Below are 15,958 nucleotides of genomic sequence, written 5' to 3'. Positions count from 1 at the left end.
CGAGGTGGACGAGGTCTTGCTCCGGAGCCTCACCCCGAATGTGCTCAGGATCCTCGTCCGTCGCGGGGCCGACTTCGCGGCGGCCGAGGACGCCGTGCAGGACGCGCTGATCGAGGCGATCCGCGTCTGGCCCGCCGAGCCGCCGCGGGACCCGAAGGGCTGGCTGGTCACAGTGGCCTGGCGCAAGTTCCTCGACGCGACCCGGGCGGAAACCGCTCGCCGCCGGCGGGAAGACGTCGTCGACGAGGAGCCTGCGCCAGGGCCCGCGCCCGCGGTGGACGACACGCTTCAGCTCTACTTCCTGTGCGCCCACCCGTCGCTGACGGCGTCGTCCGCGGTCGCGCTCACGCTGCGCGCCGTCGGCGGGCTGACCACCCGCCAGATCGCCCAGGCATACCTGGTGCCCGAGGCGACCATGGCGCAGCGCATCAGCCGGGCCAAGCGCACCGTCTCCAGCGTGCGGTTCGACCAGCCCGGCGACGTCGCCACCGTGCTGCGCGTCCTCTACCTGGTCTTCAACGAGGGCTACTCCGGCGACGTCGACCTCGCCGCCGAGGCCATCCGGCTCACCCGGCAGCTCGCCGCCGCGATCGACCATCCCGAGGTGGCGGGGCTGCTCGCCCTCATGCTGCTCCACCACGCCCGGCGCGCCGCCAGGACCACTCCCGACGGCGGCCTGGTGCCGCTCGCCGAGCAGGACCGCGGCCGGTGGGACACCGATTCGATCGCCGAGGGCGTCGAGATCCTGCAGGTGGCGCTGGCCCGCGACCGGCTGGGCGAGTTCCAGGCGCAGGCCGCCATCGCGGCGCTGCACGCCGACGCGCCCACCGCCGAGGAGACCGACTGGGTGCAGATCGTCGAGTGGTACGACGAGCTCACGCGGCTGATCGACAGCCCGGTCGTCCGGCTCAACCGCGCGGTGGCCGTCGGTGAGGCCGACGGACCGCGTGCCGGCCTGGCGGCGCTCGCGGCGCTGGACGATTCGGTGCCCCGCCACACCGCGGTGGCGGCGTACCTCCACGAGCGCGACGGCGACCTGGCGACGGCGGCACGGCTGTACGCCGAGGCGGCCCGGCGGGCGCCCAACCTCGCCGAGCGTGCCCACCTGACACGCCAGGCCGCCCGGCTCAACGCCCAGCGTCGCTGACGGTCGCGCGAACGTCACGTGGCGGGCGGACGCTCAACGGCGCCGAATCCGACTTCACACCGAGTTCAGGGGCCCTTCGACCACAAGAGCCGCCTTGCCGAAAACGCGGGGATCCATAAGCTGCCTTCTATACAGCCGGAATCCCGAGCACGAATTCCGTATCATGTGATACTCAAGTATCATATGATACTGGCTTTGCACGGTGGAATAGTGAACTGTTACGGTGCGAACAGGCTGGCGGTGCGACGGGAGGCTTTAAATGGGCGCGCGACCCAGTGGTGGTGGAGCAAATCGCACCACCCGAGAGGCGGTGTTCAAAGCCACCTGGGAGGAGATCCGGCGAACGGGCGGGTATGCCGGGCTCAGCATGAGCCGGATCGCCGAGCGTGCCGGTACCAGCAAGGCCACGTTGTACCGCAATTGGCGTGACATCACCGGATTGTTGATCGCCGTCATGCAGCGGACCATCACCACGGCGGCACCCATACCGAATACGGGCTCATTAAAAGATGATCTGCGAGTCTTGGCACTCGAGATCAATAACATCTACGAACACGCCGAGATGCGCACGCTCGTAGGAACTATCGTCGCAGCCGGCATACAAGGGTCAACCGATGCCCAAAAAGTTTTGTTCGAGTTCTTCAAAGCGCGCAATAATTCTGCGGCGAAGGGCATCGTCGACGCAGCTATCGCGCGTGGCGAACTTCCTGCAGGTACCAACGGCGTGGATATCATCGAGACTCTCGGCTCGTTGTTTTACTACCGGCTCTGGATCACCCAGGAAGGCATTGATTCCAGCGTGGCAAAGCTGGCGGCAGACGTGGCGTACGCCGCCGCATTAGCCGGAGCATACGAGACCAAATCAACGAAGCCTCCAGAAGCCGAGGGTCGGGCGAAGGGGTAACGACGAATGCGTCGGACCGCGCATCAACCAGACGATGAGGCCGCTTAAAAGTACCACACCACGATGAAGCCCGGCAGACATGCATGGGGCGGCGCTTCTTGCCGCCTATCCGATAGATCATTCGCAATAAGCACTGGCCGGTTCATGGGGCGCCGGCAAAGGGGAGGCGCAATATGACCGTCAGGGTTTCCGAGGGGCAACGAAGCCGGGCTATTGCCATAATGCTGCTGCAGGAGCAGTTTGAAGTCCGGTTGGCACAGTTGCAACAACTATACAAGCTGTGGAGCAAGTACGAGCTCGCAAGAGTTCCACACACCGGCCGAGAGTCGTCCACCGAGACCCAAACAGTAGATCTGATGCACACGCGCGCAAAGCATGAGCTGCTGAAGGCAATCGCGTCGATCCTGGACGAACTACTCGCCTACTGCCCGGAACCTGGCGGCAACGCCGAGCCCGCGCATGGCCATCCTAATTCGGGTACTACTACTTTTACAGTGAAGCCATGTCCGAACGATCCACAAGCGGCTACGCATCTCGTACAGGAGATCCGGGCAATCTATGCATCAGAAGTCGGCCAGGTGAATTCAGCAACGCTGACGATCAACCTGACAACCGCGCCGCTGAAAGTACTACAGCTACTTCTCCTTCTGGTGACCGTGCGAGACGCGGGTTGGCGCCAAGGTAGCGGCTCGAAAGCCGCATCTCATACCGGACATGCTTGCCTGTCATATGAGGCACAGGAGAGAAGGCCGTGAATTATTCGAACCAGAAAGCCGAGGTCCAACTATTGAGATGGCCCACCGAAGCGGGCCTTCGGGAGCGTTGCCGAAGACTTGGCATCCTGAGAATCCTGGTAGTGGAAAGAAGACACGCGCCACCAGATCTCTTGGACACCAAAGAAGACTGGATTTGGGTTCCGGCAACCCGCCAAGAATTGGGCGCACGAGTCGCCGCACTACAAGCGCGCACACACAAGGTGATAATTCCTGAAATCAGCAAGGACAGGGTCCTCTGCATGGCCGATCAGTACACCAGGGTATCTCCTGCACAAGCTTCACTGTTAGAAGTCCTCATCGACAACTTCCGCGATGTCGCGACTCGCGAGACATTGCAAGTCAATCTGCCGGACGAGCCGAACCCAGTTAGTGAAAATGCGCTAAATCTGCACATAATGCGACTCCGTCGACGCATCAGCCCGCTCGGGCTCACTGTCCGTACAGTTTGGAGGCGAGGATACATTCTCGAGCCCGAATGACCAATTAATCACGCAGCAGCCTAGCTCCTTGGCCACGGCTCGACAGCACGACGAGCGCAAATCGGCCAGACGTTCAGTTCCTGCCCTCCTGGTAGAGCGAATGTAGGCGGTCACGCGGTTGGGCCGGCCGGTGTACTCCTCGCTCGCATAGGTGGGTCGCCGCTGCCGGCCGCGCTGTTCCTCGGTCTTTTCCGGAGGTCGAACCGCCGACGGGGTAACGGTAATGGATCTCCAGCAACGAACCCCAGGCGGCCGGATCCTCGCTGCCCGCCGGACTACCTGACCGCCGAGGCATTCCTGGCGTTCTGGGAGCAGCGGGACCGGTTCGACCGGACCAAGGCCAGCGCCAGGACCTGGCTGTGCGGAATCGCGACCAACCTGCTGCGCAACCATGTCCGGGCCGAGCGGCGGCGGTTGCGCGCCTGGGCACGCCAAGGCGCGCAACCGGTGCCCGCGGACGACCTCAGCGCGAAGGCGATCGAGCTGGTGTGCGCGCGGGTGCCGGCCGGACGACCGGCCGAGGACGTGGCTCAGCTGCGGCAGGAGGAACGTGACGTGTTACTGCTCACCGCCTGGGCCGACCTGACGCCCGCGGAGATCGTCGAGGGGGCTGGGGTGGCGGTGTCCCCGCGATGAGCGAGGAGAGCTACGCCGCCGGCTACGCGACGGTACTGGCCGCGACCAGATCCGGGGCGGATCCGGAGCCGGCGGCGGTCCCGCCGGCAGTCGGGCGGCGACGGCGGCGCTGACTGCTCCCCGTCCGCCGCGGCTGTGGTGGTGCTGGTCGCGGCGCTGGCCGCACAGCTGCTGCGGCCAGGACAGGCCAGGTATCTGCGGGCGCACATCTGGACCGAGGAGGACACCGGCACCCCCTCACCGGGAAACCTGCACGGTGCGGGACGACTACGTTCAGGAACCTGCGTCCCGCGGGCTCAGGACGACGAATGGTTACGTCGCAACACTGAAGCAAGCCAAGGCAATACGAGGCCTGACTGGACGCCGGCGTCGTCGACGAAGGGCGGATGCTGGTCTGCCCGGTGTCACGCGGCAAGGGAACGCACGTTTTCGAGGACCGGCAAGACCTGAAACCGGTCGAAGCCACCTTGTTCGAAAACGGCCTGGCACTTCAGCGCTACGAGATCAAGAAATAAGCGGATGCTGTACGTGCCCCCGACGGGGTTCGAACCCGCACTGGGTCGATTTTAAGTCGACTGCCTCTGCCAATTGGGCTACGGGGGCACCGCCAAGCCTAGGCGGTGCCCCGCGAGCTCAGAAGCGGGAGGTCAGGACTGAGACGCCCGGGCGAACTCGTCCTTCGGGTTGTTGATCTGGCCGAGCGAGACCACCTCGCGGCGGAACAGGCCGCCGAGTGCCCAGTCGAAGACGATCCGGACCTTGCGGTTGAAGGTCGGCATGGTCTTGACGTGGTAGGCGCGGTGGAAGGCCCAGGCCGGGAAGCCCTTGATCTTCATGCCCAGCGCGTCCGCGACGCCCTTGTGCAGGCCGAGGCTGGCCACCGAACCGAGGTTCTTGTGCACGTAGTCCTTCGGGCGGCCGCCGCGGATCACCTGGATGATGTTCTTCGCCAGGTGGCGGGCCTGCCGGACGGCGTGCTGCGCGTTCGGCGGGCAGGTCGCGGTCGGGTCCTCTTCGGTGCGCGAGAGGTCCGGGACGGCGGCGTTGTCGCCGGCGGTCCACACGTCCGGGTGACCGATGACCTGCAGGCCGGCGGTGGCCTGCAGCCTGCCGCGCTTGTCCACCGGCAGGTCGGAGGCGGCGAGCACCGGGTTCGCCTTCACCCCGGCGGTCCAGATGATCGTGTCGCTGGTGAACTCGGTGCCGTCGGAGAGCACCACGTGGCCGTTCTCGAAGGACTTGGCCGCGGTCGACAGGTAGACCTCGATACCGCGCTTCTCCAACTGCTCGACGGTGTACACCCCGAGCGTCTCGCGCACCTCGGGCAGGATCCGGCCCGCCGCCTCGACGAGCACCCAGCGGATGTCCTCCGCGTCGATGTTCTCGTAGTAGCGGGTGGCGAACCGGGTCATGTCCTCCAGCTCGGCGAGCGCCTCGATACCGGCGAAGCCACCGCCGACCACGGTGAAGGTGAGCAAACGCTTGCGCAGCTCGGGGTCCAGCGTGCTGGCCGCTTCGTCCAGTTTGGTCATCACGTGGTTGCGCAGGTAGATCGCCTCGCCGATGGTCTTGAAGGCGATGCCCTGCTCGGCCAGCCCGGGAATGGGCAGCACCCTGGCCACGGAGCCCAGCGCCACCACGAGCACGTCGTAGGAGAGCTGCTCCACGTGCCCGTCCGCGGCCTCGACCGTGACGGACTTGTGCTCGTGCTCGATGTCGGTGACCCGCGCGGTCAGCACGTGGCACCGCTTGAGCGCCCGGCGCAGCGGGACCACCACGTGCCGCGGCTCGATGGCCCCGGCCGCCGCCTCGGGGAGGAACGGCTGATAGGTCATGTGCGGCTGCGGGTCGACGACGGTTACGGACGCCTCGTTGGCGCGAAGCATCTTCTGCAGCCCCAGCGCCGTGTAGAGCCCGACGTATCCACCACCGAGAACCAGAATGCGTGTCGGTTCCGACTTCTTACCAGCCATGCCAATATCCTCCCACCCCCCGCGGCAAATCGCGCGCGTACCCCGTCCCGCTGTGACCAGCGTCGCCGCCCGTTCGGTACCGATTCAGTAGCCGACCTGGGACGGAGTCACGAAGGTGTGAGCCCGGCCGCACACGCGGCCGCACGCAGGACGTCCCGGACCATCACCGGGGTGAGCCTGCCGGTCTGGGTGTTGCGCTGCGACACGTGGAAACAGCCGAACAGGCTCAGCTCCGGTTCACCCGCCAGTACCACCTTGGCGCCGTGCGCGAACTTCGGCCGCGGCCGCGGCACCCGCCAGCCGGCGTCGGCAAGCACCGGCAGCAGCGCCTGCCAGCCGAACGCGCCGAGCACGACCACCGCGCGCACGGTTGGCCGCAGCAGCTCCAGCTCCCTGGCCAGCCACGGCCGGCAGTTGTCCCGCTCGTCGGGGGTCGGCTTGTTCTGCGGCGGCGCGCAGCGCACCGGCGCGGTGAGCCGGACCCCGTACAGCTCAAGGCCGTCGCCGATACCGGTCGCGCCCGGCTGGGACGCCAGGCCGACGTCGTAGAGGGCCTGGAAAAGCACGTCGCCGGAACGGTCGCCGGTGAACATCCGCCCGGTCCGGTTCGCCCCGTGCGCGGCCGGGGCGAGGCCGACCACCGACAGCCGCGCGTCGGCGGGCCCGAAACCGGGCACCGGCCGCCCCCAGTAGGTCTCGCCGGCGAACGCGGCGCGCTTTTCCGCGGCCACCTGCTCACGCCACGCGACCAGACGGGGACACCTGCGGCACTCGCTCACCGCGGCGTCCAGTTCGGCGAGCGTGCTCTGCCCTCGATCGGTCACCTCGGTCATTCTCCTCCGTTAGGTTGGGGGCATGCCCGATAGCTCACCCGAGGAAACCGCGGAGTCCCCCACCGCGGAGCAGTCCCCACCGGAACCCGCCGACGACCTGGTCACCACCCGGCACACGCTGACCGTCAAACGGCGCAAACTCGCCTATACCGCGCAGACCGGCCGGGTGGTGCTGCGCAAGGAGGTGCTCACCGACGGCAAGTTCGACGGGCACCAGGCGAAGGCCGAGGTCTTCCTCACCGCGTACACGCTGGACGATGCCGACCCCGGCTCGCGGCCGGTCACCTTCGCCTTCAACGGCGGCCCCGGCTCGTCCAGCATCTGGCTGCACCTCGGCCTGCTCGGCCCGCGCCGGGTGGTCTCCGGTGACGTGGACTCGCCGGAACCGCCGCCCTACGGCCTGGTCGACAACGCGGACACCCTGCTGCAGCACAGCGACCTGGTCTTCATCGACCCGGTGTCCACCGGCTACTCGCGCGCCACCACCGGCGAGAAACCGGGCGATTACCACGGGTTCAAGTCCGACCTCGAGTCGGTCGGCGAGATCATCCGGCTGTGGACCTCGCGCAACGGCCGCTGGCTGTCGCCGAAGTTCCTGGCCGGGGAGTCCTACGGCACGCTGCGCGCCGCCGCGCTGGCCGGGCATCTGCAGGAGCGGCACGGGCTCTACCTGAACGGGCTGCTGCTGATCTCCTCGGTGCTGGACATGGGCACCATCCGGTTCACCGAGGGCAACGACCTGCCGTACTCGCTGTTCGTGCCGACCTACGCGGCCATCGCGCACTACCACGGCCGGCACGGCGACCGGCCGCTCGACGACGTGCTCGCCGACGCCGAGGAGTTCGCCTCCCGCGAGCTGCCGTGGGCGTTGCAGCGCGGCGCCAGGCTGTCCGCCGCCGAGCGCACCCAGGCGGTGCAGACCCTCGCGTCGCTGACCGGCCTGGAAGAGTCCTATGTGGACAAAGTGGACCTGCGGATCGAGCACGTGCGGTTCTTCACCGAGCTGCTGCGCGACCGGGGGCTGGTGACCGGCCGGATGGACGGCCGGTTCACCACCTGGGAGCCCGACGGCGGCCGGGAGCTGATGAGCGACGACGCGTCGATCTCGCGGATCATCGGCGCGTACTCGGCCGGCTTCAACCACTACGTGCGCACCGAGCTCGACTACGCCAACGACCTGCCGTACGAGATCCTGTCCATGGACGTCAACCAGGCATGGTCCTATTCGGACTTCGAGGGCCGCGCGGTGTCCGCGGTCGCCTCGCTCAGCGCCGCGATGCGGGCGAACCAGCACCTGAAGGTGCACGTCGCACTCGGCCACTACGACGGCGCGACCCCGTACTTCGCGGCCGACCACGTACTGGCGCACCTGGCGATCCCGGAAGAGCTGCGCGACAACATCGAGTCGGCGTATTACCCCGCCGGCCACATGATGTACGTCCATGAGCCTTCCCGCATCCAGCAGGGCAAGGACCTCGGCGCCTTCATCCGCTCCGCCTCCAACCGCTGACCCCAGCCTTATGTCGTGAAGGGCCCCTTGCCTACTTTGAAGGTAGGCAAGGGGCCCTTCACGGACTTGATGGAAAGGTTAGCCGCGCAGGTAGGGCTCGCCGTGGGTCACGGCGGTGAACGCGTCCACGCCGCCGCGGCCGTAGAACCCGTTGAACTCGGGGGTTCCCTCGCAGGTCGCGGTGAACGAGGCGTCGCGACCCTCCTTGAGGTAGTCCACGGTCCTCGGCACCGGGCACGGCGTCTTCGCCGCGGTGCCCTCAAGCACCCGCTGCACCGCGTCCGGGGCCAGCCCGAACTCGCCGCCGGTCTTCTTGCCGTACTGCGAAACGATCAGCGCCGCGACCCCGCTGGCGTGCGGTGTTGCCATCGACGTGCCCTGCAGGTACTGGTAGTACCCGACCCGGCCATCGGCCGCGGTGGCCTTCTGCACGCCGAGCTTGGCGCCGGCCTCGGTGATGTTGCCCGCCGCGTCGATCGCGCCCTCGACCAGCGCGACGTTGCGCGGGTAGGCGGACAGGATCTTGTTCTCGTTGGCGTTGAACCACTCCGTGCCGAAGTAGTCACGGGCATACCCGCCCGGCGCGGAGACCGAGATCTGCTCGGTGCCGTAGTTCGAGTAGTCCGCCTTCTTCCCGGACGGGCCGAACGAGCCGACCCCGATCGCGTGCGCGCCCTCGACCGGCAGCGACACGCAGCTCGAGTTGTCGATGTCCCGCGGGTGCGCACTGTCGCTGGGGTAGTTCGGGCTGATCGTGTCGCGCTGCGGGGCGCCGAGGTCGCTGTGCTGGTTGCCCAGCGCGACGAGCTCGCTGACGCCCTTGCGGTGCGCGTAGTTCAGCGCGCGGTTGACCGCCGCGGTGATGGTGCGCTGCTCCAGCTGCTGGGCCGGGCTGTCCGCCGGGTTGGACTGGCAGTTGTACAGCCACGGGTCCACGAAGTACGACATGTTGACCACGTCCACACCGGCGTCACCGGCGTAGGTCAGCGCGTCCACGGTGGCCTGCAGGAAGAAGCTGCCCGAGTCCTGGCCGGCCCTGATGTTCACCAGTGTCACGTTCGGCGCGACCCCGGAGACCCCGAAGCCGTTCGCGGCGGCGGCGATGGTGCCGGCCACGTGCGTGCCGTGCCCGCTGTCGTCGTGGTCCACCGGGTCGACGCAGCCGCGGAACTCGCACGGCCCGTCCGCCTCAGCGCCCTTCTCGTCGTACGGGATGTCGCGGGTGAAGTTCCGCGAGGCCGCCTTGTCGAAGTTCGGCGCGATGTCCGGGTGCGAGCCGTCGACGCCGGTGTCGATGATGCCGACCTTGACCCGCTTGTCCCCGGCCTGCTTGGTCCTGGCCAGGTCGGAGCGGACCGACTTGAGGCCCCACAGCTTGTCGTCCAGCGGGTCGGTGCCCACCGGGTCCGGCTTCTTCGCGGCCGTCCCGCCTGCTGTACGGCCGGCTTCCTTCTCCACCACGTCCGGCTTCGGCACGGCGCGCTGGGTCGGCGCCTTGCCGATCGCCTTCGCCTTGGCCACGCCGAACACCGCGCGGTCGGCCGAGACGCGCTCGGTGAACCCGGTGGCCGGCGCGGTGGCGGTGATCAGCCCGACCGCGGTGTTGCTGTGCAGCACCGTGCCGCCGGCGTCCCGGATCGCCTGCTCCGCCGAGGCGACGCTCTGCCCCTCGGCGGCGAGCACGGTGAACTCGGTGTCCGGCCCGGCCAGCCGCGGTTGTGCCGCCGCCGTCGGTGCGGCCACACCCGCGATTCCGCCGATCAGCGGTACGGCGAGCGCCGCTATCAATAGTTTGGATCTTTTCACTGGAAGAACCCTCCTCGAGACCTGAGGAGCAACCTAGCTCAGGAATTGCTCCGCCAAAAGCGTCAGAAAGGACTAATCACGGAACAACCGATTTCTCCTCGGCGAAATGGCAGGCGCTGGGATGCCCGCCGGCCCGAACCTCCAGCGCGGGCTGCTCCGCCGCGCAGAGGTCCTCCGCCTTCCAGCACCTGGTGCGGAACCGGCAGCCGGAAGGCGGGTCGATCGGACTCGGCACGTCTCCTTCCAGGCGAATCACCTGCCGGCGACCCCGCAGCGTCGGGTCGGCGACGGGTACCGCGGAGAGCAGCGCCTGGGTGTAGGGATGCGCCGGATGGCTGTAGATCTCGTCCTCAGTGCCGATCTCCACGAACTTGCCGAGATACATCACGGCAACCCTGGTGGAAAGGTGACGAACCACGGATAGATCATGCGCGATGAAAACATACGAAAGTCCGAATTCGGACTGCAACTCGTCGAGCAGATTCATCACCTGCGCCTGAATCGACACATCCAGCGCGGAAACCGGCTCGTCGCAGATAATCACCTTCGGCCGCAGCGCCAGCGCCCTGGCGATGCCGATCCGCTGGCGCTGACCGCCGGAGAACTGGTGTGGGTACCGGTTGAGGTGCTCCGGGTTGAGCCCCACCACGTCCAGCAGCTCGCGCACCTTGGCCTGCCGCGAACCCTTCGGCGCCACGTCGGAATGGATCTCGAACGGCTCGCCGATGATGTCGCCCACGGTCATCCGCGGGTTCAGCGAGGTGTACGGGTCCTGGAGCACGATCTGGATGTCGCGGCGCAGCCGGCGCAGCTCCGCCCCGCGCAGGGCGAAGATGTCCCGCCCCTCGAAGGTCGCGGTGCCGCTGGTCGGCTCCTCCAGCCGCATCAGCACCTGCGCCAGGGTGGACTTGCCGCAGCCGGACTCGCCGACCACGCCGAGCGTCTCGCCCGGCATCAGGTCGAAGGAAACCCCGTCGACCGCCTTGACGTGCCCGACCGTGCGCTTGAACAGAATGCCGGTCTGCACCGGGAAGTGCTTGACCAGGTTGGAAACCTGCAGGATCGGCTCTGTCATCGGGCAACCACGTCCTCGGCGAAATGGCACGCGCTGACCCGGCCGAGACCGATGCCGTGCGAGCTCGGCCGCTCGGTGACGCACCTGTCCTCGGCACGCGGGCAGCGCGGGTGGAACGGACAACCGGACGGGATGGCCAGCAGGCTCGGCGGCAGCCCGGTGATGGTCTCCAAGGTCTGCCCCTTGAGGTCGAGCCGGGGCAGCGAGTTCATCAGCGCCGCGGTGTAGGGATGCCCTGGCGCGCGGAACAGCTCGTTGACGTCGGCCTGCTCCACGATCCGCCCGGCGTACATCACTGCGATCCGGTCCGCCACCTCGGCCACCACGGCCAGGTCGTGCGTGATCAGGATCAGCCCCATCTGGCGCTCGACCTGGATCTCCTTGAGCAGGTCCATGATCTGGGCCTGCACGGTCACGTCCAGCGCGGTGGTCGGCTCGTCCGCGATGAGCAGCTCGGGGTCCAGCGCGAGCGACATCGCGATCATCGCGCGCTGGCGCATCCCGCCGGAGAACTGGTGCGGGTACTCCCTGATCCGCCTCGCCGCGTTCGGGATGCGCACCAGGTCGAGCAGCTCCACGGCCCGCCGCCGGGCGTCCTTTCTGGACATACCACGGCGGACGCGCAGCTGCTCCTCGATCTGGAAGCCCACGGTGAACACCGGGTTCAGCGCGGACAGCGCGTCCTGGAAGATCATCGCGAGGCCTTCACCGCGCAGTTCCATCCGCCGGTCCGGGGTAGCGTTGAGCAGTTCCTCACCGTTGAAGCGGATCGCCCCTTCGGTGACCACCGCCGGCGGCGAGTCCAGGATGCCCATGATGGTCTGCGCGGTCACGCTCTTGCCGGAACCCGACTCGCCGAGCACGGCCAGCGTCTCGCCGCTGCGCACGTGGTAGCCGACGCCGTTGAGCACGTTGGCCACCCCTTCCGAGGTCCGGAACTCCACGTGCAGGTTTTCGATCTCCAGCAGATTCCGCGGATCACTATCCACAGTGGACATTCCTCACCTGCCCTTGGGGTCGAGGGCATCGCGTACCGCGTCGCCGAGCATCACGAAGGCGAGCACGGTGATCGTCACGAAACCGGCCGGGAACAACAGGATGTGCGGCGCCGTCCGGAAGTAGTCCCTGGCGTCACTGATCATGACGCCCCAGGAGACCACCGGCGGCCGCACCCCGACACCGAGATAGGCCAGGGTGGCCTCGGCGCCGATGAACGCGCCCAGTGCGATGGTGGCGTACACCAGCACCGGGGCGAGGGTGTTCGGCAGCAGGTGCCGGAAGATGATCCTCGGCGTACTCGCGCCGAGCCCGCGCGCCGCCTTCACGTAGTCCAGCTGCTTGGCCACCAGCGTCGCGGACCGCATGATCCGCATCGCCACCGGCCAGGACAGCACCGCGATCGACGCGACCACCTGGGTCACGATCGCGGCCGCACCGGGGTTGCTGCCCGGCGCGTTGAAGGTGGTCAGGATGACGATCGCGCCGAGCACGAACGGCAGACCGGCGAAAATGTCGCCGAACCGGGACAGCAGGCTGTCCACGATCCGGCCGTAGTAGCCGGCGATGATGCCGATGAACGAGCCGATCAGCACGGTCAGCACGGTGGCGAACAGCCCGATCAGCAGCGACGCGCGCGCACCGTGGATCGCCCTGGCCCACACGTCGTAGCCCTGGTTGTCGTAGCCGAACCAGGCGTCACCGGACGGGCCTTCGTAGGCATGGACCAGATCGTTGAAGTCACCGGGCCGGGAGGTGAACAGGCCCGGCGCCAGCGCCATCACCACCACGATCAGGATGATCACGCCGGAGATGATGAAGGCGGGCTTGCGGCGGAGCTGGCGCCACGCGTCCGCCCACAGGCTGCGGGGCTTCTCCGGCCCGCGGCCGGTGTCGTCGGCATGGCTGAGATCGCTGACCTCACGCCCGGCGCCCGATTCCAGTGCCGAGCCGCTCGCGGCGGCGCTGGGGTCAGTCATAGCGGATCCTCGGGTCGAGTACGGCGTAGAGGAGGTCGACGATGAGGCTCATCAGCAGGTAGACCAGCACCAGCAGCACCACGATGCCGGTGACCATGATGCCGTCCTTGTCCTGGATCCCCCGGAAGATCAGCCCGCCGATGCCGTTGATGTTGAACACGCCTTCGGTGACGATGGCGCCGCCCATCAGCGCACCGAGGTCGATGCCGATGAAGGTGATCACCGGGATCACCGAGTTGCGCAGCAGGTGCACCCCGACCACGCGTCTGGACGGCTGCCCCTTCGCGATCGCGGTGCGGACGAAGTCGGCACGCCGGTTCTCCGCGATGCTGCTCCGGGTCAGCCTGGCCACATAGGCCATGGACAGGCTGCCGAGCACGAACCCGGGGACTATCAGCTCACCCCAGGTGGCCTCCGACGAGACGCTGGGATTGATCAGACCCCACTCCTTGCCGAGCACGATCTGCAGCACGATGCCGGTGACGAACACCGGCAGGGAGATCAGGAAGGTGGTGGCGACCAGCACCAGGTTGTCCAGAAAGCCCTTGCCGCGCAGGCCGGTCAGAATGCCGGCGCCGATTCCGATGACCGCCTCGATGAGCACCGCGATGATCGCGAGCCGGACGGTGATCGGGTACGAGTTGGCGATCATCTCGCCGATGGAGTTCCCGTTGAAGGTCTCACCGAAGTCGCCGGTGAAAAGCCCGCCGAGATATTTGAAGTACTGGACGATGAGCGAGTCGTTCAGGTTGTACTTGGCCGTCATCGCGTCCACAAAGGCCTGCGGGCAAGCCCGCTGACCGCATTTCCCGGCGAACGGATCGCCGGGAACCGCCCAGACCAGGGCGTAGATGAGGAACGTCGTGCCGAAGAAAACGGGAACGAGCTGCAGCAGCCGTCGCAGCACATAGCGACTCATGCATTGGCTCCTAGTGGTGGGCGGGATCGGGGTTCCGCGCGGCGCGGAACCCCGATCCCGTCAGTCAACGACGATCGGGCCCGTACTCAGCGCCCGACCTCGAGCGAGGAGTAGTCGGCCAGCCGCCTGAAGTCGAGCTTCGCCGTCTTCAGCTTGGCCGACTTGGCGCCGACACCCTTCTCGTTCCACACCGGGATCTGCGGGATCTCCTTCGCCACCAGGTCCTCGGCCTCCTGGTAGAGCTTGATCGCCGCCGCCTTGTCCGCGGTGGAGTCCGCCTGCTCCAGCTTCGCGTCCACGGCCGCGTTCGAGAACTTGGAGTCGTTCGAGGCCGCCCCGGTCTTGTAGATCGGGTTGAGGAAGTTCTCGATCGACGGGTAGTCCGCCGACCAGTCCGAACGGCCCATGCCGGTCAGCTGGCTGGAGGTGACGATCCCGCGGTACTGGCCGAAGCTGGTCGCCGGCACGAAGTCGCACTCGATGCCGAGCGCGTTCTTGATGCTGTTGCACGCGGCCACCAGCGGCTCCTTGCGGCCACCGTCGGCGTTGGACGCGATGGTCAGCTTGCCGGTGAAGCCCGACTTGGCCAGGTGCTCCTTGGCCTTGACCGGGTCGTAGACGCAGGCCTCGCCGCAGACGTCCGGACGGTAGCCCTCGATGCCCTGGCCGATCCAGCTGGTGGCGGGCCGGTAGGTCCCGCTCATGACGGTGTCCACGATCTGCTGGCGGTCGATTGCCATCGAGATCGCCTTGCGCAGCTCGATGTTGTTGTAGCCCGGCACGTAGTACGGCACCGCGAGGGTGCTGATGCCGAGCAGGTTGCCCTCGACCAGCTTCTCGCCGAGCTCCTGCTTGTACCGCCCGCCCGCGGTGGCGGCCGGCGGCAGCGCCTCCATGAAGTCCAGCCGGTCGCTGAGCAGGTCCTGGTAGGCGGTCTCCTGGCTCTGGTAGATCCGGATCTCCAGGTCCTTGAACTTGACCTTGTCGGCGCCCTGGTACTCCTCGAACCGGGTCAGCTTGATGTCGGTGCCAGGGGTGCGCGAGACGAACTTCAGCGGGCCGTTGCCGATGGGGTGGTCGGCGAACGCCTTGGGGTCGGCGAAGAACGCGTCCGGCAGCGGCGCGAAGGCGGTGTAGCCGATCTTGGTCGGGAAGACCGAGAACGGGCCCTTCAGGGTCACCTCGAACTCGTAGTCGCCGAGCAGCTTCAGCCCGGACATTTTGTCCGCGGTCGGCTCTTTGTCCTTACCGGGGTTCACTTCGTCGTAACCCTGGATCTGGGAGAAGAAGTCCGAGTTCAGCTGGCCGTTGGGGGCATAGGCGTCCCAGTTCCAGGCGTCGACGAAGTTCTTCGCCTTGACCTCGGTGCCGTCGTGGAACTTCCAGCCCTTCTTGAGCTTGATGTTGTAGACCTTGGTGTCGCTGGTGGTGATCGACTCGGCCATCTGGTTCGACGGGGCCCCGGTCGCGGAGTCGTACTCGACCAGCATCGCGAACATCGGCTGGACGGCCTTGGAGCCGCCGAGCTCGTTGGTGTTCGCGGGCAGCAGGGTGTTCTGCGGCTCGGTGCCGTAGACCGAGACGGTGGCGTTCGGATCGGTCTCGCCTGCCCCCGCGTTGTCACCCGTGCCACCGCCGCCGCATCCGGCAACGGCCAGCATGAGCGCCACCGGCAGCACCGATACCGCCATCCATCGTGGTCTCCGCATAATCCCTCCACGCCTCCCAAACAGTGTGACTCCGGCAGTACGCGGGCATCACAGGCCACGCCTTCCCGGAAGGTGAGACGCACGTTAGCCGGACCAGTTACCCGGGTCACAGGGAAACGCATTGCGAAAAGGTCACGATGCTGGCCGTTATCCCACAAAAGCGGCACTTTCGTCGCTAGACAACTAGCCCAATCGGACCCATTTGCACTTGATGT

At 67.1% G+C, this 15,958-nt stretch carries 14 protein-coding genes, 1 tRNA gene and 1 pseudogene; 7 read left to right on the top strand and 9 right to left on the bottom strand.

Annotated features, from left to right (window positions below; genetic code table 11):
* The first annotated feature begins 4 nt into the window (after positions 1-4).
* The 6 genes and pseudogenes from AMYNI_RS0122695 (at position 5) to AMYNI_RS50210 (ending at position 3,942) form a co-directional block, all read left to right on the top strand.
* A complete protein-coding gene (locus tag AMYNI_RS0122695; protein WP_026360796.1) occupies positions 5-1,147 on the top strand; it encodes an RNA polymerase sigma factor in 1,143 nt (380 codons plus the stop codon).
* 259 nt (positions 1,148-1,406) lie between these two features.
* Positions 1,407-2,051 (top strand): TetR/AcrR family transcriptional regulator, encoded by a 645-nt coding sequence (locus tag AMYNI_RS45165; protein WP_063713774.1) that lies wholly within the window; start codon positions 1,407-1,409, stop codon positions 2,049-2,051.
* 173 nt (positions 2,052-2,224) lie between these two features.
* Positions 2,225-2,806 (top strand): hypothetical protein, encoded by a 582-nt coding sequence (locus AMYNI_RS49185; protein WP_157357453.1) that lies wholly within the window; start codon positions 2,225-2,227, stop codon positions 2,804-2,806.
* Between the two features lie 260 nt (positions 2,807-3,066).
* On the top strand, positions 3,067-3,306 hold the full coding sequence (locus AMYNI_RS50795) for a helix-turn-helix domain-containing protein (RefSeq protein WP_425387951.1): 240 nt from the start codon (positions 3,067-3,069) through the stop codon (positions 3,304-3,306).
* Between the two features lie 60 nt (positions 3,307-3,366).
* A pseudogene (locus tag AMYNI_RS50790) lies at positions 3,367-3,708 on the top strand (RNA polymerase sigma factor); the annotation flags it as partial.
* A 45-nt stretch (positions 3,709-3,753) separates the two neighbouring features.
* A complete protein-coding gene (locus AMYNI_RS50210) occupies positions 3,754-3,942 on the top strand; it encodes a hypothetical protein (protein WP_020670346.1) in 189 nt (62 codons plus the stop codon).
* A gap of 529 nt (positions 3,943-4,471) precedes the next feature.
* Here the strand turns inward: AMYNI_RS50210 and AMYNI_RS0122675 are convergent.
* The 3 genes from AMYNI_RS0122675 to AMYNI_RS0122665 all read right to left on the bottom strand — a co-directional run bounded on the left by AMYNI_RS0122675 (position 4,472) and on the right by AMYNI_RS0122665 (position 6,748).
* Positions 4,472-4,545: transfer RNA gene (locus AMYNI_RS0122675), tRNA-Leu, on the bottom strand.
* Positions 4,546-4,589: 44 nt separating this feature from the next.
* The gene (locus AMYNI_RS0122670) at positions 4,590-5,915 is read right to left on the bottom strand and encodes an NAD(P)/FAD-dependent oxidoreductase (RefSeq protein WP_020670344.1); all 1,326 of its coding nucleotides are present in this window, start codon (positions 5,913-5,915) and stop codon (positions 4,590-4,592) included.
* Between the two features lie 107 nt (positions 5,916-6,022).
* On the bottom strand, positions 6,023-6,748 hold the full coding sequence (locus AMYNI_RS0122665) for a uracil-DNA glycosylase (RefSeq protein ID WP_020670343.1): 726 nt from the start codon (positions 6,746-6,748) through the stop codon (positions 6,023-6,025).
* Positions 6,749-6,770: 22 nt separating this feature from the next.
* Here AMYNI_RS0122665 and AMYNI_RS0122660 point away from each other — a divergent pair, with 22 nt between their 5' ends.
* Positions 6,771-8,258 carry a S10 family peptidase gene (locus AMYNI_RS0122660; protein WP_020670342.1) on the top strand — a complete coding sequence of 496 codons (1,488 nt, stop codon included), beginning with the start codon at positions 6,771-6,773 and terminating at the stop codon, positions 8,256-8,258.
* A gap of 78 nt (positions 8,259-8,336) precedes the next feature.
* Here the strand turns inward: AMYNI_RS0122660 and AMYNI_RS0122655 are convergent, their stop codons facing one another.
* From AMYNI_RS0122655 to AMYNI_RS0122630, 6 genes are all read right to left on the bottom strand, one after another.
* Positions 8,337-10,064, bottom strand: coding sequence for a S8 family serine peptidase (locus AMYNI_RS0122655; RefSeq protein WP_026360795.1), 1,728 nt, complete (start codon positions 10,062-10,064; stop codon positions 8,337-8,339).
* Between the two features lie 76 nt (positions 10,065-10,140).
* Entirely contained in the window at positions 10,141-11,139 is a 999-nt protein-coding gene (locus AMYNI_RS0122650; protein ID WP_020670340.1) for an ABC transporter ATP-binding protein, read from the bottom strand.
* The gene (locus AMYNI_RS0122645; RefSeq protein WP_026360794.1) at positions 11,136-12,137 is read right to left on the bottom strand and encodes an ABC transporter ATP-binding protein; all 1,002 of its coding nucleotides are present in this window, start codon (positions 12,135-12,137) and stop codon (positions 11,136-11,138) included. The genes AMYNI_RS0122650 and AMYNI_RS0122645 overlap by 4 nt, the downstream gene beginning before the upstream one ends.
* Before the next feature lie 3 nt (positions 12,138-12,140).
* Complete coding sequence (locus tag AMYNI_RS0122640) at positions 12,141-13,115, bottom strand: ABC transporter permease (protein ID WP_020670338.1); 975 nt, start codon at positions 13,113-13,115, stop codon at positions 12,141-12,143.
* Positions 13,108-14,034: an ABC transporter permease gene (locus AMYNI_RS0122635; protein ID WP_026360793.1), complete on the bottom strand. Its 927-nt coding sequence runs from the start codon at positions 14,032-14,034 to the stop codon at positions 13,108-13,110. The genes AMYNI_RS0122640 and AMYNI_RS0122635 overlap by 8 nt, the downstream gene beginning before the upstream one ends.
* Positions 14,035-14,120: 86 nt before the next feature.
* On the bottom strand, positions 14,121-15,725 hold the full coding sequence (locus tag AMYNI_RS0122630) for a peptide ABC transporter substrate-binding protein (RefSeq protein ID WP_020670336.1): 1,605 nt from the start codon (positions 15,723-15,725) through the stop codon (positions 14,121-14,123).
* Between the last annotated feature and the right edge of the window lie 233 nt (positions 15,726-15,958).

This window comes from Amycolatopsis nigrescens CSC17Ta-90, from assembly GCF_000384315.1.
GTDB classification, from domain to species: domain Bacteria; phylum Actinomycetota; class Actinomycetes; order Mycobacteriales; family Pseudonocardiaceae; genus Amycolatopsis; species Amycolatopsis nigrescens.
The sequence above is the reverse complement of the archived record's forward strand: the minus strand, read 5'-3'. Positions and strand labels throughout refer to the sequence as shown.

Bases quoted from the DNA above. Each gene is read 5' to 3' on its own strand.
- AMYNI_RS45165 (WP_063713774.1), top strand. From the start codon at position 1,407: ATGGGCGCGCGACCCAGTGGTGGTGGAGCAAATCGCACCACCCGAGAG.
- AMYNI_RS49185 (WP_157357453.1), top strand. From the start codon at position 2,225: ATGACCGTCAGGGTTTCCGAGGGGCAACGAAGCCGGGCTATTGCCATA.
- AMYNI_RS50795 (WP_425387951.1), top strand. From the start codon at position 3,067: ATGGCCGATCAGTACACCAGGGTATCTCCTGCACAAGCTTCACTGTTA.
- AMYNI_RS0122670 (WP_020670344.1), bottom strand. From the start codon at position 5,915: ATGGCTGGTAAGAAGTCGGAACCGACACGCATTCTGGTTCTCGGTGGT.
- AMYNI_RS0122665 (WP_020670343.1), bottom strand. From the start codon at position 6,748: ATGACCGAGGTGACCGATCGAGGGCAGAGCACGCTCGCCGAACTGGAC.
- AMYNI_RS0122660 (WP_020670342.1), top strand. From the start codon at position 6,771: ATGCCCGATAGCTCACCCGAGGAAACCGCGGAGTCCCCCACCGCGGAG.
- AMYNI_RS0122650 (WP_020670340.1), bottom strand. From the start codon at position 11,139: ATGACAGAGCCGATCCTGCAGGTTTCCAACCTGGTCAAGCACTTCCCG.
- AMYNI_RS0122645 (WP_026360794.1), bottom strand. From the start codon at position 12,137: ATGTCCACTGTGGATAGTGATCCGCGGAATCTGCTGGAGATCGAAAAC.
- AMYNI_RS0122640 (WP_020670338.1), bottom strand. From the start codon at position 13,115: ATGACTGACCCCAGCGCCGCCGCGAGCGGCTCGGCACTGGAATCGGGC.
- AMYNI_RS0122635 (WP_026360793.1), bottom strand. From the start codon at position 14,034: ATGAGTCGCTATGTGCTGCGACGGCTGCTGCAGCTCGTTCCCGTTTTC.
- AMYNI_RS0122630 (WP_020670336.1), bottom strand. From the start codon at position 15,725: ATGGCGGTATCGGTGCTGCCGGTGGCGCTCATGCTGGCCGTTGCCGGA.